This window comes from Propioniciclava coleopterorum (assembly GCF_011393335.1).
GTDB classification, from domain to species: Bacteria; Actinomycetota; Actinomycetes; order Propionibacteriales; family Propionibacteriaceae; genus Propioniciclava; species Propioniciclava coleopterorum.
In genome coordinates this window covers 2,104,502-2,128,535 of record NZ_CP049865.1, presented here as the reverse complement: position 1 = coordinate 2,128,535, position 24,034 = coordinate 2,104,502, and the positions used below count along the sequence as shown (strand labels likewise).

17 protein-coding genes and 4 pseudogenes are annotated in these 24,034 nt (G+C 70.4%); 15 read left to right on the top strand and 6 right to left on the bottom strand.

The annotated features are described in order from the left end of the window. Positions 1-30: 30 nt before the first annotated feature. Positions 31-936, bottom strand: coding sequence for an AEC family transporter (locus G7070_RS10175; protein WP_166233644.1), 906 nt, complete (start codon positions 934-936; stop codon positions 31-33). 146 nt (positions 937-1,082) lie between these two features. Between G7070_RS10175 and G7070_RS17825 the strand changes: the two genes are divergently transcribed. From G7070_RS17825 to G7070_RS10155, 4 genes and pseudogenes are all read left to right on the top strand, one after another. Beyond that, complete coding sequence (locus tag G7070_RS17825) at positions 1,083-1,724, top strand: TetR family transcriptional regulator (protein ID WP_206079721.1); 642 nt, start codon at positions 1,083-1,085, stop codon at positions 1,722-1,724. Then, positions 1,724-3,455: pseudogene (locus tag G7070_RS10165) on the top strand (ABC transporter ATP-binding protein). Before G7070_RS17825 ends, G7070_RS10165 begins: the two are co-directional and overlap by 1 nt. After that, positions 3,452-5,440 (top strand): ABC transporter ATP-binding protein, encoded by a 1,989-nt coding sequence (locus G7070_RS10160; RefSeq protein ID WP_166233643.1) that lies wholly within the window; start codon positions 3,452-3,454, stop codon positions 5,438-5,440. The pseudogene G7070_RS10165 and the gene G7070_RS10160 overlap by 4 nt, the downstream one beginning before the upstream one ends. Positions 5,441-5,651: 211 nt before the next feature. Continuing rightward, positions 5,652-7,073: an APC family permease gene (locus G7070_RS10155; protein ID WP_166233642.1), complete on the top strand. Its 1,422-nt coding sequence runs from the start codon at positions 5,652-5,654 to the stop codon at positions 7,071-7,073. A 99-nt stretch (positions 7,074-7,172) separates the two neighbouring features. Here G7070_RS10155 and G7070_RS18715 read toward each other — a convergent pair. From G7070_RS18715 to G7070_RS10140, 4 genes and pseudogenes are all read right to left on the bottom strand, one after another. Then, positions 7,173-8,653 (bottom strand): annotated as a pseudogene (locus G7070_RS18715) (glycoside hydrolase family 3 C-terminal domain-containing protein). A gap of 107 nt (positions 8,654-8,760) precedes the next feature. Next, a pseudogene (locus tag G7070_RS18710) lies at positions 8,761-9,387 on the bottom strand (glycoside hydrolase family 3 N-terminal domain-containing protein); the annotation flags it as partial. 50 nt (positions 9,388-9,437) lie between these two features. Further along, positions 9,438-10,181 carry a VIT1/CCC1 transporter family protein gene (locus G7070_RS10145; RefSeq protein WP_246226999.1) on the bottom strand — a complete coding sequence of 248 codons (744 nt, stop codon included), beginning with the start codon at positions 10,179-10,181 and terminating at the stop codon, positions 9,438-9,440. Between the two features lie 99 nt (positions 10,182-10,280). Next, entirely contained in the window at positions 10,281-10,607 is a 327-nt protein-coding gene (locus G7070_RS10140; RefSeq protein ID WP_166233641.1) for a BlaI/MecI/CopY family transcriptional regulator, read from the bottom strand. Positions 10,608-10,712: 105 nt separating this feature from the next. Between G7070_RS10140 and G7070_RS10135 the strand changes: the two genes are divergently transcribed. From G7070_RS10135 to G7070_RS10100, 8 genes and pseudogenes are all read left to right on the top strand, one after another. Then, positions 10,713-12,209 carry a cytochrome ubiquinol oxidase subunit I gene (locus tag G7070_RS10135; RefSeq protein ID WP_166233640.1) on the top strand — a complete coding sequence of 499 codons (1,497 nt, stop codon included), beginning with the start codon at positions 10,713-10,715 and terminating at the stop codon, positions 12,207-12,209. 16 nt (positions 12,210-12,225) lie between these two features. After that, complete coding sequence (gene cydB, locus G7070_RS10130) at positions 12,226-13,302, top strand: cytochrome d ubiquinol oxidase subunit II (protein WP_166233639.1); 1,077 nt, start codon at positions 12,226-12,228, stop codon at positions 13,300-13,302. A gap of 168 nt (positions 13,303-13,470) precedes the next feature. After that, positions 13,471-15,048 (top strand): thiol reductant ABC exporter subunit CydD, encoded by a 1,578-nt coding sequence (cydD, locus tag G7070_RS10125; protein ID WP_246227911.1) that lies wholly within the window; start codon positions 13,471-13,473, stop codon positions 15,046-15,048. Further along, positions 15,045-16,609, top strand: a pseudogene (gene cydC, locus G7070_RS10120) (thiol reductant ABC exporter subunit CydC). The gene cydD and the pseudogene cydC overlap by 4 nt, the downstream one beginning before the upstream one ends. A gap of 196 nt (positions 16,610-16,805) precedes the next feature. Further along, positions 16,806-17,795, top strand: coding sequence for a siderophore ABC transporter substrate-binding protein (locus G7070_RS10115; protein WP_166233638.1), 990 nt, complete (start codon positions 16,806-16,808; stop codon positions 17,793-17,795). A gap of 46 nt (positions 17,796-17,841) precedes the next feature. After that, entirely contained in the window at positions 17,842-18,834 is a 993-nt protein-coding gene (locus G7070_RS10110; RefSeq protein WP_166233637.1) for an ABC transporter permease, read from the top strand. 10 nt (positions 18,835-18,844) lie between these two features. Beyond that, positions 18,845-19,903 carry an iron chelate uptake ABC transporter family permease subunit gene (locus G7070_RS10105; RefSeq protein ID WP_166233636.1) on the top strand — a complete coding sequence of 353 codons (1,059 nt, stop codon included), beginning with the start codon at positions 18,845-18,847 and terminating at the stop codon, positions 19,901-19,903. Beyond that, positions 19,900-20,658, top strand: coding sequence for an iron ABC transporter ATP-binding protein (locus tag G7070_RS10100; RefSeq protein ID WP_166233635.1), 759 nt, complete (start codon positions 19,900-19,902; stop codon positions 20,656-20,658). The genes G7070_RS10105 and G7070_RS10100 overlap by 4 nt, the downstream gene beginning before the upstream one ends. 164 nt (positions 20,659-20,822) lie before the next feature. Here G7070_RS10100 and G7070_RS10095 read toward each other — a convergent pair whose 3' ends face one another. Further along, complete coding sequence (locus G7070_RS10095) at positions 20,823-21,665, bottom strand: SDR family NAD(P)-dependent oxidoreductase (protein WP_206079719.1); 843 nt, start codon at positions 21,663-21,665, stop codon at positions 20,823-20,825. Between the two features lie 35 nt (positions 21,666-21,700). Here G7070_RS10095 and G7070_RS10090 point away from each other — a divergent pair, with 35 nt between their 5' ends. The 3 genes from G7070_RS10090 (at position 21,701) to G7070_RS10080 (ending at position 23,525) form a co-directional block, all read left to right on the top strand. After that, complete coding sequence (locus tag G7070_RS10090) at positions 21,701-22,228, top strand: TetR/AcrR family transcriptional regulator (RefSeq protein WP_166233634.1); 528 nt, start codon at positions 21,701-21,703, stop codon at positions 22,226-22,228. A 168-nt stretch (positions 22,229-22,396) separates the two neighbouring features. Continuing rightward, positions 22,397-22,885 carry a DUF4112 domain-containing protein gene (locus G7070_RS10085; RefSeq protein WP_206079718.1) on the top strand — a complete coding sequence of 163 codons (489 nt, stop codon included), beginning with the start codon at positions 22,397-22,399 and terminating at the stop codon, positions 22,883-22,885. Between the two features lie 220 nt (positions 22,886-23,105). After that, positions 23,106-23,525, top strand: a complete 420-nt coding sequence (locus G7070_RS10080; RefSeq protein ID WP_166233633.1) for a GNAT family N-acetyltransferase — start codon at positions 23,106-23,108, stop codon at positions 23,523-23,525. Positions 23,526-24,034 lie beyond the last annotated feature (509 nt).

The window sequence follows — 24,034 nt, the reverse complement described above, 5'->3', positions numbered from 1 at the left end:
AGATCTAGCAGGAATGCGACATGGCAGCGATCAGCCGAGCGCCAACAGCAGGGCCGGCATCGCAACGATCGCCACCAGCACGGTGAAGGTCGTCATGAACGTCGACACGCTCACGTCGAGGTCCGCCTCCGCGGTGAACCCCGACGACATCGCCGCCATCGGCGCGACGAGCACAGCCGTCAGGACCACCTTCTCCATGTGCGAGAACGGCACCAGGACCCACAGCGCGATCGCGGCCAGCGCCACGACGGCGTAGCGCGTCGCCAGGTAACGGGCGGCCACCACGTAGGAGCGCCGGTCGAGCACGATCTCCAGCCCGATGCCGATCATGAACATCGCGATGAACGTGTTCGCGGCGCCGACTGTGGCGGCGAATCCGAGCACGGGGCCGGGGAGGTGGATCCGGAACAGTCCCAGCAGCAGGAGGACGAGGTAGGTCATGAAGACCGGCGAGTGCAGCAGCGTGTTGAGGAACTTCAGGATCGACGGTTTCCGGCCGGCCGCGAGGCCGAGCCCCCACGCGTACCCCACCCCGGCGGCCGACAGGGCGTTCCCGACGTCGAACATCGACGCGATCACGATGGCTTCGGGCCCCAGGAACGCGCCGAGGTAGGGGATGACGAACAGGCCGATGTTGAACGAGGACACGTTCAGGACGCCGAAGGCCTGGGCGCGCAGCCCCCACCGGCGCTCGACCACCCACGAGATCACCTGCCCGGCGACGACCGTGACGAAGGCGAACAGCGACAGCCACAGCAGGGACGGCTGGATCTCGAACTTGTCGAAGCCGACGATGAGCGCGCAGGGCAGGGTGATGCGCAGCGCGATGGTGGACAGCACGCGGAAGTCGGCGCCCTGCAGCCAGCCCAGCCGCTTCACGAGGTAGCCGAGCGCGATGATCGCGACCAGCGTCGCGGCCTTCAGCACCAGATCCATGCCCACCTCCCTGAGGAGGCTAGTCCGTGCGGCGGGTCACGTCGTCCGGTTTCCACGGTTGCGCCACACACGACTCGCAAGGCCGTTTGCGCAACAGGAGGCATCCCGTTTGTGAGTGAGCACTCACTCACCTATCCTTCGACACCGTGACCAGAGCCAAACCACTCCCCCGCGACGAGCGCCGCCGGGCGCTGATCGAAGCGACGATCCCGCTGCTGACCGAGCACGGCGCCGCGGTGTCCACCCGGCAGGTGGCCGAGGCTGCGGGCGTCGCGGAGGGCACGATCTTCCGGGTGTTCGCGTCCAAGGACGACCTGGTGCACGCGTCCATCCACCAGGCCATGCACCAGGACGACATCGCCGACCAACTCGCCGGGATCCCCGAGGGCGACCTCGCCGCCACGGTGACACGGCTGGCGGGGCTGATCGCGGCGCACGTGCTGCGGGCCCGCACCCTGATCGAGCTCGCGCACGAGTTCCCGCCGCCCCCGGGCTGGGGGCCGCACCCGGGCGACCCGCACGACGGCCGCGACACCGGCGACAAGAGCGCCTGCGACGACGACCGGCGCAAGAGCGGCTCCCGCGCGTTCCACCGCCGCATCACCGACGCCACCACGGCCGTGCTCGCCCGTCACCGCGCCGAGCTGTCTACCAGCCCGGATCTCGCCGCGTCCGCGCTCATCTCCTTGACGTTCGGGGCGCTCCACCCGTTCGCCGGGCACCCCGACCTGGCCGACCCCGCCGCCATCACCGACCTGCTTCTCCACGGAATCGCAAAGGAAGCCTGATGCTCCTCGCCACACTGAAGACCTACCTGCGCCCCTACTGGCGCAACGTCGGCCTGATCGTGCTGTTCCAGCTGATCTCGACCGCCGCGTCCCTGTACCTGCCCACGCTCAACGCCCGGATCATCGACGAGGGGGTCGCCAAGGGCGACACCGGCGTGATCTGGAGCCTCGGCGCCGTCATGCTCGGCGTCTCGCTCGTGCAGATCCTGGGGCAGGTCACCGCCATCTACTTCGGCGCCAAGACCGCCATGGGCTTCGGCCGGGACCTCCGCGCGGCGGTCTTCGACCGGGTGCTGAGCTTCAGCGCGCGCGAGGTCAGCCACTTCGGCGCCCCGTCGCTGATCACCCGCACCACCAACGACGTCCAGCAGGTGCAGATGCTGGTCATGATGACCGCGTTCATGATCGTGCAGGCACCGATCATGATGGTCGGCGGCCTGTTCATGGCGCTGCGCGAGGACGTCGGCCTGTCGTGGCTGATCGCGGTCGCCGTCGCCGTGATGGGCACCGTCATCCTCATCATCCTCATGCAGGCCATGCCGCTGTTCCGGCAGATGCAGGGCCGGATCGACACGCTCAACCGGGTGCTGCGCGAGCAGATCTCCGGCCTGCGCGTCATCCGCGCCTTCGTCCGCGAGCCGTACGAGTCGCAGCGGTTCGCCCGCGCGAACCGCGAGCTCACCACCACCTCGCTGCGCGTCGGACGCCGCATGCTCACGCTGTTCCCCGTCGTGCAGTTCGTCATGGCCGCGTCCTCGGTGGGCGTGATGTGGTTCGGCGGCCTGCGGGTGGACGCCGGCGAGATGCAGATCGGCCAGCTGACGGCGTTCCTGCAGTACCTCATCCAGATCCTGATGAGCGTGATGATGTCGACGATGATGCTGATGATCGCGCCGCGCGCCCAGGTCTGCGCCCAGCGCATCCAGGAGGTGCTGCGCACCCGCTCCAGCGTCGTCCCGCCCGAGCACGGGGTCACCGAGACCCCGACCCGGGCCAGGTCGTCTTCGACAACGTCACCTTCACCTACCCCGGCGCGGAGGTGCCGGTGCTCTCCGACATCTCGTTCGCGGTCGCGCCCGGCCAGACCACCGCGATCATCGGCTCGACCGGCGCCGGCAAGTCGACCCTGGTGAGCCTGATCCCCGCCTGTTCGACGCGACGTCCGGCACGGTCGGCGTCAACGGGGTGGACGTGCGCCAACTCGACCCCGACGTGCTGTGGGGCTCGATCGGCCTGGTGCCGCAGAAGCCGTACCTGTTCACCGGCACCGTCGCGTCCAACCTGCGCTACGGCAACCCGGAGGCGACCGAAGAGGAGTTGTGGCACGCGCTCGAGGTCGCCCAGGCCCGCGACTTCGTCGAGCAGATGCCCGGTCAGCTGGACGCCCCGATCGCCCAGGGCGGCACCAACGTCTCGGGCGGCCAGCGGCAGCGGCTGTCCATCGCCCGCGCGCTGGTCCGGCGCCCGCACGTCTACATCTTCGACGACAGCTTCTCCGCCCTCGACGTCACCACGGACGCCCGCCTGCGGGCCGCCCTGGCGGGCGAGACCGAGAACGCCGCGGTCGTCATCGTCGGCCAGCGCGTCGCGACCATCGCGGGCGCCGACCAGATCATCGTCCTCGACGACGGCCGCATCGAGGGGATCGGGACGCACGAGCAACTGCTCGAGACCTGCCCCACGTACGCCGAGATCGTCGACTCCCAGTTCAAGGCCGAGGAGGCAGCATGAGCGACGCCAAGAACACCCCGCACCGCGTCACCGAGGCGCCGGTGCGGGACAAGAACGCGCCGCAGACCCGCGGGCACGGCCCCATGGCCGCCATGTCGAACGAGAAGGCGATCAACTTCGGTCCCTCGCTCAAGCGCCTGCTGGGCAACCTGCGCCCCGAGCGTCCGCGGATCATCGTGGTGACGATCCTCACCGCCTTCGCCGTGGTGATGAACGTGGTCAACCCCAAGATCCTCGGCGAGATGACGAACCTGCTGTTCGCCGGCCTCATCGGCAAGAACCTGCCGGCCGGCGTCCCGCTCGCGACGATCATCGAGCAGTTGCGCGCGTCCGGGCAGGGCACCTTCGCGGACATGCTGTCCGGCATGAACCTCACCCCCGGCGTCGGGGTGGACTGGGACGCCGTCGCCCGCGTCGGCATCCTGGCGATCTCGCTGGCGGTCGCGGGCGCCGTGGTCGCGTGGGCGGCCGGCTGGCTGCTCAACACCGCGGTGCAGAACTCGGTGTACCGGATGCGCGAACAGGTCGAGGCCAAGCTCGGACGCCTGCCGCTGTCGTTCTTCGACCGGCAGCCCCGCGGCGAACTGCTGAGCCGCGTCACCAACGACATCGACAACATCGCCCAGTCGCTGCAGCAGACGCTGAGCCAGCTCCTGAGCAACCTGCTCACGCTCGTCGGCGTCCTGTTCATGATGTTCTGGGTCTCGCCGGTGCTGGCGATCATCGCGATCGTCGCCGTGCCGATCTCGCTGGCCGCGGCCATGGTGATCGGCAAGCGCTCCCAGAGCCGGTTCGCGCAGATGTGGAAGTCGACCGGCGACGTCAACGCCCAGGTCGAGGAGGCCTACACCGGCCACGCGCTGGTGAAGGTGTTCGGCCGCAGCAAGGAGGTCGAGGCGGCGTTCGCGCGCGACAACGACCAGATGTACGAGGCCGCCTTCGGCGCCCAGTTCCTCTCGGGCCTGATGATGCCGGTCATGATGTTCATCGGGAACCTGAGCTACGTCGCGGTCGCCGTCGTCGGCGGCCTGCGCGTGGCGACCGGCCAGATGAGCCTGGGCGACGTCCAGGCGTTCATCCAGTACAGCCGGATGTTCACCCAGCCGATCACGCAGGTCGCGTCCATGTCGAACCTGCTGCAGTCCGGCGTCGCCTCGGCCGAGCGCGTCTTCCAGGTGCTGGACGCCGAGGAGCAGGTCGCCGACGGCGCACAGCACCTCCCCGTGCCGACGCGGGGGCGCGTCGAGTTCTCCGACGTCCGGTTCTCCTACACCCCGGACAAGCCGCTCATCGAGGACCTCGATCTGACCGTCGAGCCCGGCTCGACCGTGGCGATCGTGGGCCCCACCGGCGCCGGCAAGACCACCCTGGTCAACCTGCTGATGCGGTTCTACGAGCTGGACGGCGGGCGCATCACGCTCGACGGCGTCGACGTCGCGCAGGTGCCGCGCGCCGAACTGCGCTCCAAGATCGGCATGGTGCTGCAGGACACCTGGCTGTTCCAGGGCACCATCCGGGAGAACATCGCCTACGGGCGTCCGGACGCCACCGAAGACGAGATCCGCGCCGCGGCGACCGCCACCTACGTGGACCGGTTCGTCCACTCGCTGCCCGAGGGCTACGACACGCTGATCGACGACGAGGGCTCCAACATCTCGGTCGGCGAGCGCCAGCTCATCACGATCGCCCGCGCCTTCCTGGCCGACCCGGCGATCCTGATCCTCGACGAGGCGACCAGCTCGGTCGACACCCGCACCGAGCTGCTGCTGCAGCGGGCCATGAACGCGCTGCGGGCCAACCGCACGTCGTTCGTGATCGCGCACCGGCTCTCCACGATCCGGGACGCGGACGCGATCCTGGTCATGCAGAACGGCTCGATCGTCGAACAGGGCGATCACCAGCAGTTGCTGGACGCCAGGGGCGCCTACCACGACCTCTACCAGTCGCAGTTCAGCGGCCCCCAGCTCGAGGAGGACGCCGCCTGAGGCCTGCGTCCGGACGCCGCGGTCGCGCCCGGACGCCTTCCGCCCGTCGCCGAGGGGCGCCCGCGCACGCACTGCGGGCGCCCCTTCGGCGTCCGCGCGCCTCAGTATCAGTTGGATCACAACCCTTTACACCGGGACGACGTTGCAGAAAAGTGCTCCCATCACGCGGCGACGACGCCGCGTCGCCCCTGACGAGTAAGGAGGCACCCCCATGTCCGATCTCCGGTCGACGGAACAGATCGAGGAACACAAGGACGAACTCAAGCGGGTGATGGGCCCGGGACTGCTGCTGCTGTTCATCATCGGCGACATCCTCGGCACCGGCATCTACGCGCTCACGGGCACGGTCGCCAAGGAGGTCGGCGGCGCGGTCTGGTTGCCGTTCCTGCTGGCGTTCGTCGTGGCCGTGATGACCGCGTTCGCCTACCTGGAGCTCGTGACCAAGTACCCGCACGCCGGCGGCGCGGCGGTCTACACCAACAAGGCGTTCAAGATCGGGTTCCTGACGTTCATGGTGGCGTTCACCGTGATGGCCTCCGGCATCACGTCGGCGTCCACGGCGTCCCGGGCCTTCGCCGAGAACTTCATGAAGGGCTTCGGCCTGGGGAACTCCCCGGTGACGATCACGATCATCGCCCTGGCGTTCATCGCGCTGGTGATGGCGGTGAACCTGTGGGGCGTCGGCGAGTCGGTCAAGGCGAACATCGTCCTCACGATCATCGAGCTGTCCGGCCTTCTCATCGTCATCTTCGTCGGGTTCCTGGCGATGGCCAACGGCAAGGCCGACTTCAGCCGCGCCATGGTGTTCGAGACCCCCGAGGACAAGGGCGTCTTCTTGGCCGTGTCGGCCGCGACGTCGGTGGCCTTCTTCGCGATGGTCGGCTTCGAGGACTCGGTCAACATGGCCGAGGAGACCAAGGAGCCGAACAAGATCTTCCCCAAGATCATGCTCACCGGACTGGGGATCACCGGCGTCATCTACGTGCTGGTGTCCCTGACCGCCGTCGCGATCGTCCCGGTCGGGGAGCTGACCAAGACGGGCGCGACGCCGCTGCTCACCGTCGTCCAGATGGGCGCCCCGGGGTTGCCGTTCGGCGCGATCTTCCCGTTCATCTCGATGTTCGCCGTGGCCAACACGGCCCTGATCAACATGCTGATGGCGTCCCGCCTGCTGTACGGGATGTCCAAGCAGGGCATCCTCCCGCCGGTGTTCGGCAAGGTGCTGTCGGCCCGCCGGACGCCGTGGTTCGCGATCCTGTTCACCTCCGCGCTGGCCGCGGTGCTGATCACGTTCGTGGGTCAGGTGTCCCAGCTGGGCGGAACGACCGCGCTGCTGCTGCTCGGCGTGTTCACCATCACCAACGTGGCGGTGCTGGTGCTGCGCAAGGACAAGGTCGACCACCAGCACTTCACCGCGCCGACGTGGATCCCCATCGTGGCGGGGCTGTGCACGTTCTACCTGGTGGGCCCGTGGACGGGACGCCCGATGGAGCAGTTCACCATCGCCCTGATCCTGCTCGCGATCGGCGCCGTCCTGGGCGTGCTGACCTTTGTGGTGAACAAGACCGTCCGGCACACGCCGACCGCGATCACCCACGAGGAGTACCTGGGCGGCGACGGCCCCCGCAACTGACGCGGGTCCGCGAGCCGCTCACAGCATCCGGCCCGCGGCGTCCCCTCCGAGCCCTCGGCGCACTCCGCGCCGGGGGCTCGGACCGCTCGTGCCGGGCCCTCAGCGTCCGTAGCGCGCCAGGATCGCGTCCACGTCCTCCACGGTGATCCCGCTCCCCGGGAACTGGACGAACCGGCGCAGCGGCTGGCCGCCCACCACGGCGAGCAGGCCCGGCGGGATCTCGAAGCGCTCGCCGCCGCGTTCCAGGACGCGGGCCTGCAGCGCCTCGGCGGCCTCGGTGTCGGCCAGCCACTCGTCGATGGTGGACTCGTCGTGCAGCCGGGTCCGCAGCGCGGGCACGTCCAGGTGGATGCCCCCGGCCAGCGGCAGGTCGCGGCTGTTCGGACCGGCCTCGATGGCGTAGTCGCCGCTCTCCACGACCCAGCGGTCGTGCTCGGTGGACCAGAACGCGAACGCCCGGTCGTCCAGGGCGATCGTGACGGTGCGGCTCTCCCCGGCTCGAGCCAGACCTTGGCGTATCCCCGCAGTTCGCGGACGGGTCGCGGCACGGACGCGGGCGCGTTGCGGACGTACACCTGGACGACGTCGGCGCCGGCCCGCCCGCCGGTGTTGGTCACCGTGACGTGCACGGCGACGCGCAGGTCGCGGCTCGCGACGGTCCCGACGGCCTTCACCGCGAGCTTGTCGTAGCTGAACGTGGTGTAACCCAGGCCGTGCCCGAACGGGAACGCCACCTCGCGGTCGAGGGCGTCGAAGCCGCGGTACCCGACGAAGACGTCCTCGCCGTACAGCACCCGGCCGGTCTCGCCGGGGAACATCAGCGCGCTGGGGTAGTCCGCCAGCCGCAGGCCGAGCGTCTCGGTGAGGCGTCCGGACGGTTCCGCCTCGCCCGTCAGCACCTGGGCCAGCGCGAGCGCGCCGGCCTCCCCGCCCAGCCAACCCTCCACCAGGGCGTTGCACTGGTCGAGCCAGGCGGCCACCTCGACCGCGGAGCCGTTCGACAGCACGACCACGACGGGCCGTCCGACCTCGGCCAGCGCGGCGAGCAGCGCGAGCTGGTTGTCCGGCAGCCGCAGGTGGGTGCGGTCGGCGCCCTCGGTCTCCTCGGGTTCGGGCAGCCCCAGGCACGCCACCACCACATCGGACGCCTCGGCCGCGGCCACCGCCTCGTCGATCAGGTCGTCGTCGAGCTCACCGTCGAGCGCGAACCCGGGCGCGAAGGTGACCTCGCGCCGCTCGGCGAGGGTGTCGACGAGCCGGTCGAGCTGGATCGGGTGCACCTTGGACGACCCGCTGCCCTGGTAGCGCGGCGTCCGGGCGAACTCGCCGACGAGCGCCACCCGCACCCCGTCCGCCAGCGGCAGGACGCCGTCGTTGCTGAGCAGCACGGTCGACTCGACGGCCGCCTCGCGCGCCAGGTCGTGATGGCCGAGCTTGCCGGCGGGGCGCACCGCCGTGACCGCCCGGTGCGTGAGGACGAGGATCCGCTCGGCGGCGAGCTCGAGCAGCTCGCGGCTGAGCTGCCCCGACTCGACAGCCTCGGCGATCGCGGCGTCCGAGTTGCCCGGCGCGTGCGGCATCTCCAGGTCGAGCCCGGCGATGAGCGCCGCGATCCGGTCGTACACGGCCCCCAGTCGCTCACGACGGCGCCGCGGTAGTCCCAGTCGCCGCGCAGCACGTCGGTGAGCAGCCACGGGTCCTGCGACACCAGCGTCCCGTTGAGCCGGTTGTAGGCGCACATCACCATCCAGGGCTGGGACGCCGCGAGCGCCCGCTCGAAGCCGGCCAGGTAGATCTCGCGGAGCGCGCGCTGCGAGACCACGGCGTCCACGCGCATCCGGTCGGTCTCCTGGTTGTTGGCGGCGAAGTGCTTGACGCAGCCGCCCACGCCGACGCTCTGCATGCCGTAGACCATCGCCGAGGCGAGCGTCCCGGACACGTGCGGGTCCTCGCTGAAGTATTCGAAGTTGCGCCCGCACAACGGCGAACGCTTGATGTTCATGCCCGGCCCCAGGATCACGTCGACGCCCAGGGCGTTCGCCTCGAGCCCGAGCGCCTCCCCGACGCGCTTGAGCAGCGCCGGGTTCCAGGACGACCCCAGACCGACGGCGGTCGGGAAGCAGGTGGCCGGCTCGGCGTCCGTGAGGTCGCCCGCCTTGTCGACGCGCAGCCCATGCGGCCCGTCGGAGAGCCACAGCTTCGGCACCCCGAGCCGCGGGATCCCCGCGGTCTCCCAGAATCCGTCGCCGCACACCAGGGCCGCAAGCTCCGCGGTGGTGGCCTCGCGGAGCACGTGGTCGACGTCGAAGCTCATCGTTCCCTCCTCGTGGGTCACCCCCATCCTGACACGCGGGGCCCGGCGGGTCAGCCGAGTTGCGTGCCCACGAGCGTGCCGATTCCGAAGGTGACGGCCATCGCCAGGAAGCCGCCCACGATGTTGCGGGCGATCGCGCGCGCCGGGGGCGCCCCGCCCACACGCGCCGACGCAAACCCGGTCAGGAACAGCGCCACCAGCACCGAGCCGACGGTGACCCCGACGCGCACATCGGCCGGGGCCAGCACCATCGCGAGCAGCGGGATGAGGGCGCCGACCGCGAACGAGAACAGCGACGAGACGGCGGCGGCCCACGGCGAGACGAGGTCGTGCTGGTCGATGCCGAGCTCCAGGTCGGCGTGGGCACCCAGGGCGTCGTGCGCCATCATCTGCTCGGCGGCCCGATGCGCGACGTCGGCGCTGAGGCCGCGCTCGCGCAGCAGGCCGGCGAGTTCGTCGAGTTCCTCCTCGGGCATGGTGGCGAGCTCGTGCCGCTCCTTGGCCAGCAGCGCGCGCTCCGAATCCCGCTGGGCGGAGACCGAGACGTACTCACCGGCGGCCATGGACAGCGCACCGGCGACCAGGCCGGCGATGCCGGCGGTCGCCAGGGCCGCGCTGTTCGTCGTGGCACCGGCGACGCCCATGACGAGGCCGGCGGTGGAGATGATGCCGTCGTTGGCGCCCAGCACCGCGGCGCGCAGCTTGTTCAGCAGCGCGGCGTGGGAGTCGCCGCCCTCTTCGGCGTGCGGCGGGCGCACGACGGCCCGCTCGTCGGGGATCTCGGTGGTCCTCACAACACCGATGATGCGCCGGAACGCGCGCGGGCGCAACGAAGGAAAGGCTTACCTACTAGGGGTTTTACCCCGCAACGGGGGCGTGACGAGCGGCAACGTTCAGGCGTCGGCCGGGGACTCCTGCGCCAACAGGCCCCGCAGCACGTACAGGCGCTCCTCGGGCTCCAGCGTCGCGAGCGCCTCGTTCACGGTGTCGGCGTACAGGTCGAGGCGGCTGCGCGCGGGCTGGTACAGCCAGGCGCGGCCTTCGAGGTGGCGCGTGACGATGCCCTTCTTGGCGAGTCGGTCGAGCACGGTCATGACCGTCGTGTAGGCGATCTCCCGGCTCTGAGCGAGCGCCTCATGCACGTCGCGAACGGGCGTCGGCACCGAACGCGCCCACAGCACGTTCATCACCGCGTGTTCGAGGTCTCCGAGGATCGGCATAGCCCCATGATATCCACACATCATCCTTGCTACGACACTTAGTAGTAGAAAACGGCTACTCAACTCGACTTGGAGGCCACGACAAGGGGTAGTACCCTCCCGCACATGAGTCCCGAAACGATCGCACGATGGCAGTTCGGTATCACCACCGTCTACCACTACTTCTTCGTGCCGGTCACGATCGCGATGTCGCTGCTGGTGGCGGTCATGCAGACGATGTGGGTCCGGACCGGAGCCGACAAATACCTCCGTCTCACCAAGTTCTTCGGCAAGCTCTTCCTCATCAACTTCGCCATGGGTGTCGTCACCGGCATCGTGCAGGAGTTCCAGTTCGGCATGAACTGGTCGGAGTACTCCCGCTTCGTGGGTGACATCTTCGGCGCGCCGCTCGCGCTGGAGGCCCTGCTGGCCTTCTTCCTCGAGTCGACGTTCCTCGGCCTGTGGATCTTCGGCTGGGACCGGCTGCCCAAAAAGCTGCACCTGGCCGCCATCTGGCTCGCCTCGGCCGGCGCCACGGTCTCGGCGGTGTTCATCCTCGCCGCCAACAGCTTCATGCAGAACCCGGTCGGCGCCACCTACAACCCGTTCACCGACCGGGCCGAGATGACCGATTTCGGGGCGCTGCTGACCAACCCGGTCTTCCTGGCGACCTTCCCCCACACGCTGTCGGCCGCCTACATGACCGGCAGCGGCCTGGTCCTGGCGATCTCGGGCTGGCACCTGGCCAAGCTCAACAAGGCCGACCGCACCGCGCAGGAGGACGCCGACGTGTCCGCCTTCCGCTGGTCGACCAAGTTCGCCGCCTGGGTGCTGCTCGCCTCCGGCGCCGCCGTGATCCTGTCCGGCGACTTCCAGGGCAAGGTCATGTACCAGGTCCAGCCCATGAAGATGGCCGCGGCCGAGGCGCTGTACGAGACCGCCGGCGGCGACGGCGAGATGGCGCCGTTCTCGCTGCTGACCATCGGCAGCCTGGACGGCTCGCGTCCGATCTTCGAGATCCACGTGCCCGGCGTCCTGGGCATCCTGGCCAAGAACGACCCCTACGCGCGCATCGAGGGCATCAACAACCTGCAGGAGTCCTACCGCCAGGGCGCGCTGGTCAACCCGAACAACGCGCTGCAGCAGGCCTACTCCGACAAGCTCGCCACGATCGGGATCAGCGACTTCACGCCCAACATCCCGGTCACCTACTGGACGTTCCGCATCATGATGACGCTGGGCTTCATCGCCATCGCGATCGGCGCCTGGACGCTGTTCACGCTCCGCAAGGATCGCCTGCCCAAACACTCGGTGCTGTGGTCCTTCCTGATGCTGGCCGTCGTCCTGGGGCCGCTGTTCGGCAACTCCGCGGGCTGGATCTTCACCGAGATGGGCCGCCAGCCCTGGATCGTCGCCGGGGTGCTGCCCACGGCGTCCGCGGTCTCACCCGGGGTGGGCGTCGGCTCGGTGTTCGCGACGATGGTGCTCTACACGCTCATCTACGGGGCGCTGGCCGTCGTGGAGGTGGGGCTGATGATCCGCTACGCGAAGGCCGGCCTGCCGGCCGAGGTGGCTCCCGTCGAGATCAAGGGTGAGGACGACGTCCTCTCCTTCGCCTACTGAGAGGGAGTGAGACGACATGCTGACGCTTCTCGCCACTGAGCCCACCACCCTGCAGGTGGTCTGGTACTGCCTGATCGCCGTCCTGTGGATCGGCTTCCTCGTGCTGGAGGGCTACGACTACGGCGTGGCCATGCTGCTGCCCTTCCTCGGCAAGAACGAGAAGGAACGCCGGGTCATCGTCAACACCATCGGCCCGCTGTGGGACGGCAACGAGGTGTGGCTGCTGACCGCCGGCGGCGCGATGTTCGCGGCCTTCCCGGGCTGGTACGCCACGCTGTTCTCGGGGCTGTACCTGCCGCTGTTCCTCATCCTGGTCGGGCTGATCATCCGCGGCGTCTCGTTCGAGTACCGCGCCAAGCACCCCGACGCCCGCTGGCGCAACGCCTTCGACTGGATGGCCTGCATCGGCTCGTTCATCGTGTCGCTGGTCTTCGGGGTCGGGTTCGCCAACTTCATCATCGGGATGCCGGTCGCGCTGGCCGAGGGCAGCAACCACCTCCACGTCTTCACCGGCGGCTTCTGGAGCCTGTTCAGCCCGTTCGCCCTGCTGGGCGGCGTCGTGATGGTCGCGCTGTTCCTGTTCCACGGCGCGAACTTCATCACGCTCAAGACGCGCGACACCGTCCACGAGCGCGCCAAGGCGTTCGCCCAGAAGGAGGGGCTCGCGGCCATCGTGCTGGGCGCCGCCTACCTGATCTGGGCCAACGTCGCCTTCGGCATCGGCGCGCTCGGCTGGGCGCTCGCGGCCGTCGCCGCGGTGGCCCTGGTGGCCGCCTGGGTCGCGATCCGCGCGGACCGGGACGGCTGGGCGTTCGCCAGCACCACCGTGACGATCCTGCTGGTCGCCGTCTGGATCTTCATCCGGATGTGGCCGAACCTCGGCTTCATCAACTCCGGCACGGGGATCCCGCTCGACCGCGTCACGGCGGCGTCCACCGAACTCACCCTGTCGATCATGACCGGCGCCGCGGTGGTCTTCGTCCCGATCGTGCTGGCCTACCAGGGCTGGTCGGTCTGGGTGTTCCGCAAGCGGATCAGCACGAAGAACATCCCCGACGACGTCGCCACGATCCCGGTTTCCGCGTCCGCGTAGCCTGACGGGGTGCCACCACAACAGACCGCCAGGGGCGGCGTCCGCCCGGACGCCGCCCCTGCGGCATCCCCGGCGCCCGAGGGTGGCGCGCCCACCCGTGGCCCGATCGACCCGCGCCTGCTCCGCCGGGCGCGCGCGACGCGCGGCTACCTCGTCGCCGGGGTTGCGATCGGGGTCGCGCTGGCGCTGCTGACGGTCGGGCAGGGCCGGGTGCTGGCCGACACCATCGCCGGGTTCTTCGACGCCGCCCCCGGCCTTGACTACCTCACCCCGGTCCCCGGGACCCGGGAGTGGCCCGCGCTGGCACCCGCCCTGCTCGCCCTGGCCGGGATCTTCGCGGCCAAGGCCGGGCTGAACTGGCTCAACACCCTGATGTCGCACCGGGCCGCGGCCGCGGTGAAGTCCCAGCTGCGCCGCGACATCGTGGCCGCGCGGCTGGCGGACCCGCTGGCCGACCGCACCTCGACCGCCGGGCTGGTGAACCTCACCACCGTCGGGCTGGACGCGCTCGACGGCTTCTACTCCAAGTACCTGCCGCAGCTCGCGCTGGCCTGCACCGTCCCGCTGATCGTGGGCGCGGCGATCGCCCTCGCCGATCTGCAGGCCGCCCTCATCATCGTCCTGACGCTGCCCCTGATCCCGGTGTTCATGGCGCTGGTCGGCTGGACGACCGAGGCCCGCACCAAGAAGCGCTGGCGCACCCAGCAGCGGCTGGCCCGGCACTTCGCCGACCTGGTCGCCGGGCTGCCGACGCTGCAGGTCTTCGGACGCGCCCGCGCCCAGGCGATCGGCCTGACCAAGACCGAGGACGCCAGCCGCGCCGAGACCATGGGGACGCTGCGGGTGTCGTTCCTGTCGGCGTTCGTCCTGGAGCTGCTCGCCACCCTGTCCGTGGCCGTGATCGCGGTGACGGTGGGGTTCCGGGTCGTGTACGGCGACCTGGAGCTGGGGACCGCGCTGTTCGTGCTGATCCTGGCGCCCGAGGTCTACCTGCCGGTGCGCCAGGTCGGCGTCCACTACCACGACGCCGCCGACGGGATGGCCGCCGCCGACCAGGCCTTCGCGGTGATCGACGCCGCGGGTCCCTCCGGTCCGGCCGGCCCCGCGCCGGCGCCTGAGGCGTCCGAGGCTTCCGAGCAGGCCGGGCCGGTCCTGCGGGCGCGCGGCCTGGGCCACACCTACCCGGGCGCGGACGGCCCCGCCGTCACCGGGGTCGACCTGACCGTGGGGCGCGGCGAGTTCGTCGTCCTCACCGGCCCCTCGGGCGGCGGCAAGACCACGGTGCTCAACGCCCTGATGGGGTTTCTCCGCCCCAGCGCGGGCGCCCTGACCCTGCCCGCGCGCCGAAGGATCGCGTTCGTCGGGCAGGACCCCGGCATGGTGAACGGGACGATCGCCGACAACCTCCGCCTCGCGGACGCCGACGCCGACGCCACGGCGCTGGCCGACGCCCTGGCCCGGGCCGGGGCGGCCGGCATGGACCCGGAGCGTCCGGTTGGCGACGACGGCGAGGGGCTCTCGGCGGGCGAACGCCGCCGCGTCGCCACCGCCCGGGCCCTGCTGCGGATCGACGCGGGGGCCGACGTCCTGCTGCTGGACGAGCCCACCGCCGGCCTGGACGCCGACGCCGAGGCCGCCCTGCTGCGGAGCCTGCGGGGCACCGGCGTCACGGTGGTCGTCGTGTCGCACCGGCCGGCGGTGCTCGCCGAGGCCGACCGCGTCGTCACGATCGGGGCCGCGTCGTGATCCCCCTGCTCCGCTCGCTGATCTCCGCCGTCCCCCGCGGGTGGGCGCGGCTCGCGCTGGCCGTCCTGCTGGCCGGCGCCGCGTCGCTGTCGTCGGTGGCGCTGATGGGCGTCTCGGCCTGGCTGCTGTCGCGCGCCGCCGAGCATCCGCCGGTGATGTACCTGACCGCCGCGTCCGTGCTGGTCCGCGCGTTCGGCATCAGCCGCGGCGTGTTCCGCTACCTCGAACGGCTGGTGGGTCACGACCTGGGCCTGCGGCTGCAATCGGCGCTGCGGTTGGACACCTACCGGGCGCTGGCCCGAACCACCCTGCTGGGACGCCGCCGCGGCGACCTGCTCACCCGCGTGGTCGCCGACGTCGACGCGGTGCTGGACGCCGTCGTCCGGGTGCTGCTGCCCTTCGGATCCGGGCTGTTCGTGCTGCTCGCGACCACCGTCATCATGGGCGTCTTCTCGTGGCCCGCGGCGCTGGCGCTGCTGGCCGGGGCGCTGGTCGCCGGGGTGCTGGCACCCTGGCTGGCCGCCCGGCTGTCAGCCCGCGCGGATGCCGCTACCCTGTCCGGACGCGGCGCCCTGGCCGACGCGGTGCACGAGGTGGGCCGCACCGCCCCGGACCTGGTCGCCTACGACGCGCAGGACCGCGCCCTGGCGCGCGTGGCCGCCGCCGACGACGCACTGCGCCGCCACGAGGAGCGCGCCGCACGCACCCGCGGCCTGGCGACCGCGCTCCAGACGCTGGCCGCGGGCGGCTCGGTGATCGCCACCCTGGGGATCGGCGCCGTGCAGGTGCGCGCCGGGACGCTGGACCACACGCTGCTCGCCGTCCTGACCCTCATGCCGCTGGCGCTGCACGAGGTCTTCGCCGACTTCACCAAGGCCGCCCAGACCTCGACCCGCGCCCGGGTCGCGCTGGCCCGCGTCCGGGAGTTGCTCGCCGCCCGGCCCGTCGGCCGCGGCGACCTGGACGCCGCCCCGACGGCCGCGACGCCGGCGCTCGCGGCCCGCGACCTCAGCATCGGCTGGCCGGGGCGGCCCCGCTGCTGAGCGGGCTGACGTTCGAGGTGGGGCCGGGCGAGTCGCTGGCCGTCGTCGGGCCCTCCGGGATCGGCAAGACGACGCTGGCCGCGACACTGCTGGGGCTGATCCCGCCCGCGGCGGGCTCGGTGGAGGTGACCGGGCGGGTTGGCTACCTGGCCCAGGACGCCCACATCTTCTCCACCTCCGTGGCCGAGAACGTGATGATCGGCGACAAGGCGGCCACCCGCGACCAGGTGGAGGCCGCGCTGGCCGCCGTCCGCCTCGACGTGGCGGCCGACCGGGTCGTCGGGGAACTGGGCACGGCACTGTCCGGCGGCGAGGCGCGGCGCCTGGCGCTGTCCCGCCTGGTCGTCGGGGAGTACCAGGTGCTGATCCTGGACGAGCCGAGCGAGCACCTCGACCCCGAGACGGCGAGCGCGCTGCTCGACGACGTGTGGGCCGGCGCCGGGGCGTCCCCGCTGCTGGTCATCACGCACGACCCGGAGGTCCGGGCGCGCTGCGACCGCGAACTCGTGCTCGGCTGACCACAGCACCCGCACATGGAGGCCTGGCCGCGGCCCGTGGCCGACCACCCCGACCTGCCCTCGATGCCGACGCGCACCAGAATTAGGAAAGCGGAGTCTCACGTATATTGGGCAACGAGTTGCGTGGCCTTGCCGCCACATGCTTAGGTTGACCTAACTTAGGTAAGCCTAAACAACCTCGAACGTCTGGAGACCCATGAACCGCCTCGTCGGCCGCGCGCTGGCCCCCGTCGCCGCGCTCGCCCTCGCGCTCTCCGGCTGCGCCGCACAGAACGCCGCGCCCGCCGCTTCCCCCTCCGCCCAGACCGCGACCACCGTCCAGGTGACCGACAACAAGGGCACCAAGACCGTGACGACCCCGCCCGCGTCGGTCGTCGCCCTCGACAACCGGACCTTCCAGACGCTGGCCGAGTGGGGCGTCAAGCCCGTCGCGGCGTCCCGCGGCCTGATGCCGAACACCAACAAGCTCAAGACCGACGAGTCGATCGTCGACATCGGCACCCACAACGAGCCCAAGCTGGAGCTCATCACGGCCGCCGAGCCCGACCTGATCATCACCGGCCAGCGGTTCGCCGCCAAGTACGACGACATCGCGACGCGCGCGCCCGGCGCCGTGCAGCTGCTGCTCGACCCCCGCGAGGACCAGCCCTTCGACTCCGAGCTGAAGCGTCAGACCACCGAGCTGGGCAAGGTGTTCGGCAAGGACGCCGAGGCGAAGGCCATCAACGACAAGTTCGACGCCTCCATCGCCGCCGTCAAGCAGGCCTACGACAAGGGCGAGACCGTGATGGCGGTCAACACCTCCGGCGGCAAGATCGGCTACCTCGCCCCCAAGGTCGGCCGGACGCTCGGCCCGGTCTTCGACCTCGTGGGCTTCGAGCCGGCGCTGAAGATCGAGGGCGCGACGGACGACCACCAGGGCGACGACATCTCGGTGGAGACCATCGCGGCGTCCAACCCCGACTGGATCCTGGTCATGGACCGCGACGCGGCCGTGAAGGCGGGCGACCCCTCGTTCGTCCCGGCGGCGAAGGTGCTCGAGGACTCCAAGGCGCTGGCGAACGTGACCGCGGTCACCAAGGGCCAGATCGTCTACATGCCCGCCGACACCTACACCAACGAGGGCATCCAGACCTACACCACGTTCTTCGAGGAACTGGCGAAGGCCTTCTCCGCGGCCAAGTGAGGACGGCGCACTGAACACCACACCCCCTCCGGCGACGGCGACACCCATGACGGGCACCACGACCAGACCCCGCGCGACCCGCGCGGCGGGACTGCTCGACTGGCGGCTCCTCATCGGGGTCGCCGTCGTCGGCGTCCTGTTGGTGGCGTCGCTGTTCGTCGGCGTCTACGACATCGTCGGCGCCGAGGACGGCTGGCAGATGTTCTTCATCACCCGCGTCCCCCGCACCATCGCGCTGGTGCTCGCCGGCGCCGCCATGGCCATGTCCGGCCTGGTGATGCAGTTGCTCACCCAGAACCGTTTCGTCGAGCCGACCACGACCGGCACCACCGAGTGGGCCGGCCTCGGGCTGTTGGCGACCATGATCGTGTTCCCCAACCCGCCGCTGCTGGTGCGCATGGTCGGCGCCGTCATCTTCGCCTTCATCGGCACGATGATCTTCTTCGCGTTCCTGCGCCGGGTCACGCTGCGCTCCTCGCTCATCGTCCCCATCGTCGGGATCATGCTCGGCGCCGTCGTCGGGTCGGTGTCCACCTTCGTCGCCCTGCAGACCAACTCGCTGCAGAACCTGGGCGTGTGGTTCGCGGGCAGCTTCATCAGCGTCATCGAGGGGCAGTACGAGGTGCTGTGGGTCGTGGTGCTGATCGTCATCGCGATCTTCGTCGTCGCCGACCGGCTGACCGTGGCGGGGCTCGGCGAGGACATCGCCACCAACGTCGGCCTGAACTACAACCGCATCGTCCTGCTGGGAACCGGGCTGATCGCCATCGCGACGGGCGTGGTCACGGTCGTCGTGGGCAACCTGCCGTTCCTGGGCCTGATCGTGCCCAACATCGTCTCGATGATCCGCGGCGACGACCTGCGCAGCAACCTGCCCTGGGTGGCGCTGCTCGGCGTCGGGATCGTCACCGCCTGCGACATCATCAGCCGCGTCATCATCATGCCCTTCGAGGTGCCCGTCTCCCTGATCCTCGGGATCGTGGGTGCGGCCGTCTTCATCGCCCTGCTCCTGCGCCAGCGCCGCGCCGGGGCCCTGTGAGGTAACGACCATGGCCCTGATCACCGCCGCCCCCCACGCGCCCGCCGCCCCGCGCGAGGCGTCCTCGCCCCGACGGTCGGGCGCGTTCCCGACGCCGCGCGCCGCCCGCCGCTACTGGCTGGTCGTCGCCGCGCTGGTCGGGCTGGCGCTGCTGTTCGGCACCCTGCTCATCAGCTACGCCAACCCGATGCCCCTCGGCACCCGCGGCTTCTGGCTGATCGCGCAGCACCGCTCGGTCGCCGTCTTCGTGATGGCGCTCATCGCGGTCTGCCAGGCCGTCGCCACGGTGGCGTTCCAGACCGTCACCAACAACCGCATCCTGACGCCGTCCATCATGGGGTTCGAGTCGCTGTACCGGGCCATCCAGACCACCTCGGTGTATCTGTTCGGCCTGGCCGGGCTGGTCTCGTTCACGGGCGTGTGGTCGTTCGTGTTCCAGGTCGTGATCATGATGGCGCTGGCCTGCGCGCTGTACGGCTGGCTGCTGTCGGGACGCTTCGCGAACCTCCAGGTGATGCTGCTGATCGGCATCGTGATCGGCGGCGGCCTCGGCGCGGTCTCCTCGTTCATGCAGCGCCTGCTCACGCCGAGCGAGTTCGACGTCCTCACGGCGCGGATGTTCGGCTCGGTCAGCAACGCCAACCCCGCCTACTTCCCGGTCGCCATCCCCCTCGTCGTCGTCTCCGTCGCCGTCCTGTGGGCGATGTCGCGCTCGCTGAACACCCTCAGCCTGGGCCGGGACGCCGCCGTCAACCTGGGCGTCAACCACCGCCGGACCATGATCATCGTCCTGATCGCCGCGTCCGCGCTGATCGCGACGTCCACGGCGCTGGTCGGGCCCCTGACGTTCCTGGGCTTCCTCGTCGCCACGCTGGCCTACCAGTTCGCGGACACGTTCGACCACCGCTACCTGTTCCCGGTCGCGGCGCTGACGGGGTTCGTGGTGCTCAGCGCCGCCTACTTCGTCATGAACCACATCTTCTACGGCTCCGGCGTCGTCTCGATCATCATCGAGCTCGTCGGCGGCACCGTGTTCCTGATCGTCATCCTCAAGAAGGGCCGCCTGTGATCTCCCTCGACAGCGTCGTCAAGCGCTACAGCTCCGAGGTGGCGATCGGCCCGATCGACCTGACGATCCCCACCGGCGGGATCACCGCGCTCGTGGGACCCAACGGCGCCGGCAAGTCCACCATGCTCACCATGATCGGCCGGCTGCTCGGGATGGACGAGGGCGCCATCGAGGTCGCCGGGTACGACGTGGCGTCCACCAAATCGCGCGACCTGGCCAAGATCCTGTCGATCCTGCGGCAGGAGAACCACTTCATCACCCGGCTGACGGTCCGCCAGCTCGTCGGGTTCGGACGCTTCCCGCACAGTCAGGGCCGCCTGACCCGCGCGGACGAGGAGATCATCAGCCGCTACATCGACTTCCTCGATCTCGGCGAACTCGAGGGACGCTACCTCGACCAGCTCTCCGGCGGGCAGCGGCAGCGCGCCTACGTCGCGATGGTGCTGTGCCAGGAGACCGACCACGTCCTGCTGGACGAGCCGCTCAACAACCTCGACATCGCCCACTCGGTCGCGATGATGCGCCACCTGCGGCGCGCGGCCGCCGAGTTCGACCGCACCATCATCGTGGTGCTGCACGACATCAACTTCGCGGCGGCCTACTCCGACTACATCTGCGCGATGAAGGACGGCGTGATCGCCGAGTTCGGCACCCCCGAGGCGATCATGCAGGACGGCGTCCTGAGCACGATCTTCAACACCGACATCACCGTGATGGACGGCCCCAACGGCCGTCCGGTCGCCGTCTACTTCTAGCTTTCCTGACCGGGGAGCCCTGCCGTCGCGCGATTCATGGGCGATGGGGACGCTGAGCGGCGCGCCGCCGAGGGGCGCGGCGGACTCCAACTCGACGCCCAGCGTCCCCAGCGCTCAGCGTGACTGAGCCCAAGCGAGGCGCGCATCCGGCCGCGCGGCGGATGTCAGCCCTCGACCCGGAACCCCGGCTGACGCGCATAGTCCCGGTGGCGTTGATCGAGAACCATGCGGATCTGGTCGGCGGCGCCCTCACCGAGGACCAGCCGTAGGGGCCCTTCTTCCGCGTTCACGTGGGCGAGAATCCCCTCGGCGATGACTGCCGGAGACGAGCCGCCGCCCGTGGCCCCAGGCTCGCTCGGCCAGGGCACGAGGGAGGTTCCGAAGAGTTGTCGGCGCAGTTCGTCGTACGCGGGAAGCGGCGAGCTGAACTGCATCCCCGAGGTCGCCCACTCGGTATCCATGGCGCCGATCTCGACGAGGGTGGCACGCACACCCATGGAGCTGACCTCGCCAGCCAGGGACTCGGTGAAACCCTCAAGGCCCCACTTCGCGGCGTTGTACAGGCCGAGCATCGGCATGGAGCCGACCCCGCCGGTCGAGGAGACCTGCACGATGTGGCCCCTGCCCTGAGCGCGCATCAGCGGGATCGCCGCCTGGGTGAGCCACAAGGGGCCGAAGAGGTCGACCTCAAGGATGGCCCTCGCTTGCTCCTCGCTGACTTCCTCGACGGCGCCCACGAGGCCGTAGCCCGCGTTGTTCACCAGGACGTCGAGTCGGCCTGCGACCTCGTGAGCTTCCTGGACGGCTCGCCGACACTCTCTCCGGTCGGTCGGATCCAGGTGCATCACGGTCAGAGCTGGGTGCTGCACAGGCAGCGCGCCCGAGCGGCTGGTGGCCACGACGCGATGGCCCGCAGCCAATACTTTCTGGGTCAAGGCAAGACCAAGACCGCTGCTCGCGCCGGTGATGAGCCAGGTGTTCGTTGTCGTCATGGCGTCATTGAACACCAAACGAGACGCTGCGTCTCGTTTATACTCTGGCCATGGCCCGCCCTACCACTGCTGCGCGTGTGTTCGCCGCCGTCCTGCATCTCGCCGAGCGCGGCGGACCGAGCGCTCTGACCATGGAGGGAATCGCCGCCGAAGCGGGTGTCGGAAAGCAAACGCTCTACCGCACGTGGCCATCGCTGCATGCCCTCCTGTTCGATGCTCTGGCAGCAGAATCCGCTGCGGCCGAGCCCCTCGTCGGCCACCCCGAACTGCTTGAGGCATTGAAGGCGACCAGCGCCGAACTCGCATCCGAACCACGAGCCTCACTGCTGCGGATGTTGGCCGCTGCTGTTCAGAGCGACGACGCGATCGCCCGCCAGTTCCACACCGCGCTGTTACAGCCCCAGCAACGGCAGTTCGCCCGGCTGGTCGCTGCAGACGGCTTCGCCGACGCCGAGCAAGCCATGGAGCTCCTTCTGGCGCCCCTCCTCTTCCGATGGTTCCTCCGACTGCCACCTCTCACCGACGATGAACTGGCGGACCACGTCGAGACCGTGCGACGCCTCGAGCGGGCACATTGATCAACGCGTCCGGTCAGGACATCCAGCGCCCTTCTTGCGGCCGCCGAGCCGCGGCGTTCCGGCGCGCGCTGTCAGGACGTGCTGCCCGCTCGGCGTCCGGGGTGGCGTCCGCGTCGGCTCGGGGGTGCCCCGATGCCGCTCCGCGCCCCGCCGCACTAGCCTCGGGGCGTGAGCACACCGCCGCGGGAGCCCTATCCCGACATCACGATGAGCCGGGCACTGGCCCGGTTCACCGACGACCTGATCCGCGTGCCCGGCACCACCTTCGGGATCGGCGCGGACGCCGTCGTCGGGCTCATCCCCGGCGTGGGCGACCTCATCGGCACCGGCCTGTCGAGCGCGATCATGGTGGACGCCGTCCGCCAGCGCGTCCCGCTGCCGGTGCTGGCCAGGATGGGCGGCAACCTGCTGCTGGACACCGGCATGGGCTTCGTCCCGGTCGCCGGCGACGCCCTCGACGTGCTGCACCGGGCCAACCGCAAGAACTACCGGCTGCTCGAGGAGTGCGTCCGGACGGGCCGCCGCGTCGACGTCAGCGCCAAGGGCTACCTCGGGCTGGCCGTCGCCATGGTGGCCGCGTTCGTGGTGGTCTCCCTCGTCCTGGTCGGCCTGCTGATCTGGGGCCTGTTCGCCGGGATCGGCGCGCTGGTGCGCTGACGCGCGTGGCGTCAGCCCCTCAGAACTCCCCTCGCCCGACGAGGTAGCCCGGCCAGCGCGACGCGCGGCCGTGCTCGGGCCGGGCCGACCATGCGCCGACCGATGCGCCCGGTCTGAGCCTGCACACCGCGCACGACGTCCCGATTGCCACACGCCGGTCTTGCGCACCACGGTGCGGCGTTGCGCCTGGTCCACCGAGCCGCGGCCTAGGGTCGTCCCCATGCCCCGCATCCAGCTGACGGACCACGACCTCCCCCGCGTCGAGGAACTCGTCGCCCTCTACGACAGCGTCGGCTGGAACACCTACACCCGGGACCCCTCGCTGCTCTACGACGCGATGAGCCGATCCCTGCGGGTGGTCTGCGCGCGGGACGGCGACCGGCTCGTCGGGTTGGCGCGCGTCGTCGGCGACGGCCTGACGATCGTCTACCTGCAGGACATCCTGGTCGCGCCCACGCACCAGCGGCGCCAGATCGGGACGCGCCTGCTCCAGAGCGTCCTGGAACCCTTCTGCACCGTGCGGCAGAAGGCCCTGATCACCGACGACGAGCCGCGTCAGCGCGCGTTCTACGAGGCGCGGGGGTTCACCGAGATCCGCGACATGGACTCCCCCATCCGCGCCTTCGTGAAGTTCGACTGAGCTTCGGCTTCCTGGGGCCCGGCCCACTCCGCGACCGGCTCGCGGTGGGCAACCCGGCCCGCGAAGGTGGAGGACCCTGCAGAACCCGAGGTCCCGATGTCCGGGTGGACCCCACGTCCGCGACGGCGTCTACACGCCTGCCGGGCGACGCGCTTCGCACGCGGACTCCTCCCGCGCGCCGAGTCGCCCCCGTTCGGGTCAGTCGCCCCCGTTGCACCGGGGGCAACTGACCGGAAACGGAGCGGCTCGTCACAAACGAGGGCGACTCGTCGCAAACGGGGGCGGCTCGTCACCAACGCGGGCGGCTCGACGCGAACGCGGGCGGCTCGTCACCAACGCGGGCGGCTCGTCACAAACGCGGGCGGCGTGACGCGAACGCGGGGGCTCGTCGCGAACGCGGGCGGCTCGTCACCAACGCGGGCGGCTCGTCACAAACGCGGGCGGCGTGACGCGAACGCGGGGGGCTCGTCGCGAACGCGGGCGGCTCGTCACAAACGCGGGCGGCTCGT

Excerpts from the sequence above, each read along its gene's own strand:
- G7070_RS10175 (WP_166233644.1), bottom strand. The coding sequence starts at position 936 with ATGGATCTGGTGCTGAAGGCCGCGACGCTGGTCGCGATCATCGCGCTC.
- G7070_RS10160 (WP_166233643.1), top strand. The coding sequence starts at position 3,452 with ATGAGCGACGCCAAGAACACCCCGCACCGCGTCACCGAGGCGCCGGTG.
- G7070_RS10155 (WP_166233642.1), top strand. The coding sequence starts at position 5,652 with ATGTCCGATCTCCGGTCGACGGAACAGATCGAGGAACACAAGGACGAA.
- G7070_RS10140 (WP_166233641.1), bottom strand. The coding sequence starts at position 10,607 with ATGCCGATCCTCGGAGACCTCGAACACGCGGTGATGAACGTGCTGTGG.
- G7070_RS10135 (WP_166233640.1), top strand. The coding sequence starts at position 10,713 with ATGAGTCCCGAAACGATCGCACGATGGCAGTTCGGTATCACCACCGTC.
- cydB (WP_166233639.1), top strand. The coding sequence starts at position 12,226 with ATGCTGACGCTTCTCGCCACTGAGCCCACCACCCTGCAGGTGGTCTGG.
- G7070_RS10115 (WP_166233638.1), top strand. The coding sequence starts at position 16,806 with ATGAACCGCCTCGTCGGCCGCGCGCTGGCCCCCGTCGCCGCGCTCGCC.
- G7070_RS10110 (WP_166233637.1), top strand. The coding sequence starts at position 17,842 with ATGACGGGCACCACGACCAGACCCCGCGCGACCCGCGCGGCGGGACTG.
- G7070_RS10105 (WP_166233636.1), top strand. The coding sequence starts at position 18,845 with ATGGCCCTGATCACCGCCGCCCCCCACGCGCCCGCCGCCCCGCGCGAG.
- G7070_RS10090 (WP_166233634.1), top strand. The coding sequence starts at position 21,701 with ATGGCCCGCCCTACCACTGCTGCGCGTGTGTTCGCCGCCGTCCTGCAT.
- G7070_RS10080 (WP_166233633.1), top strand. The coding sequence starts at position 23,106 with ATGCCCCGCATCCAGCTGACGGACCACGACCTCCCCCGCGTCGAGGAA.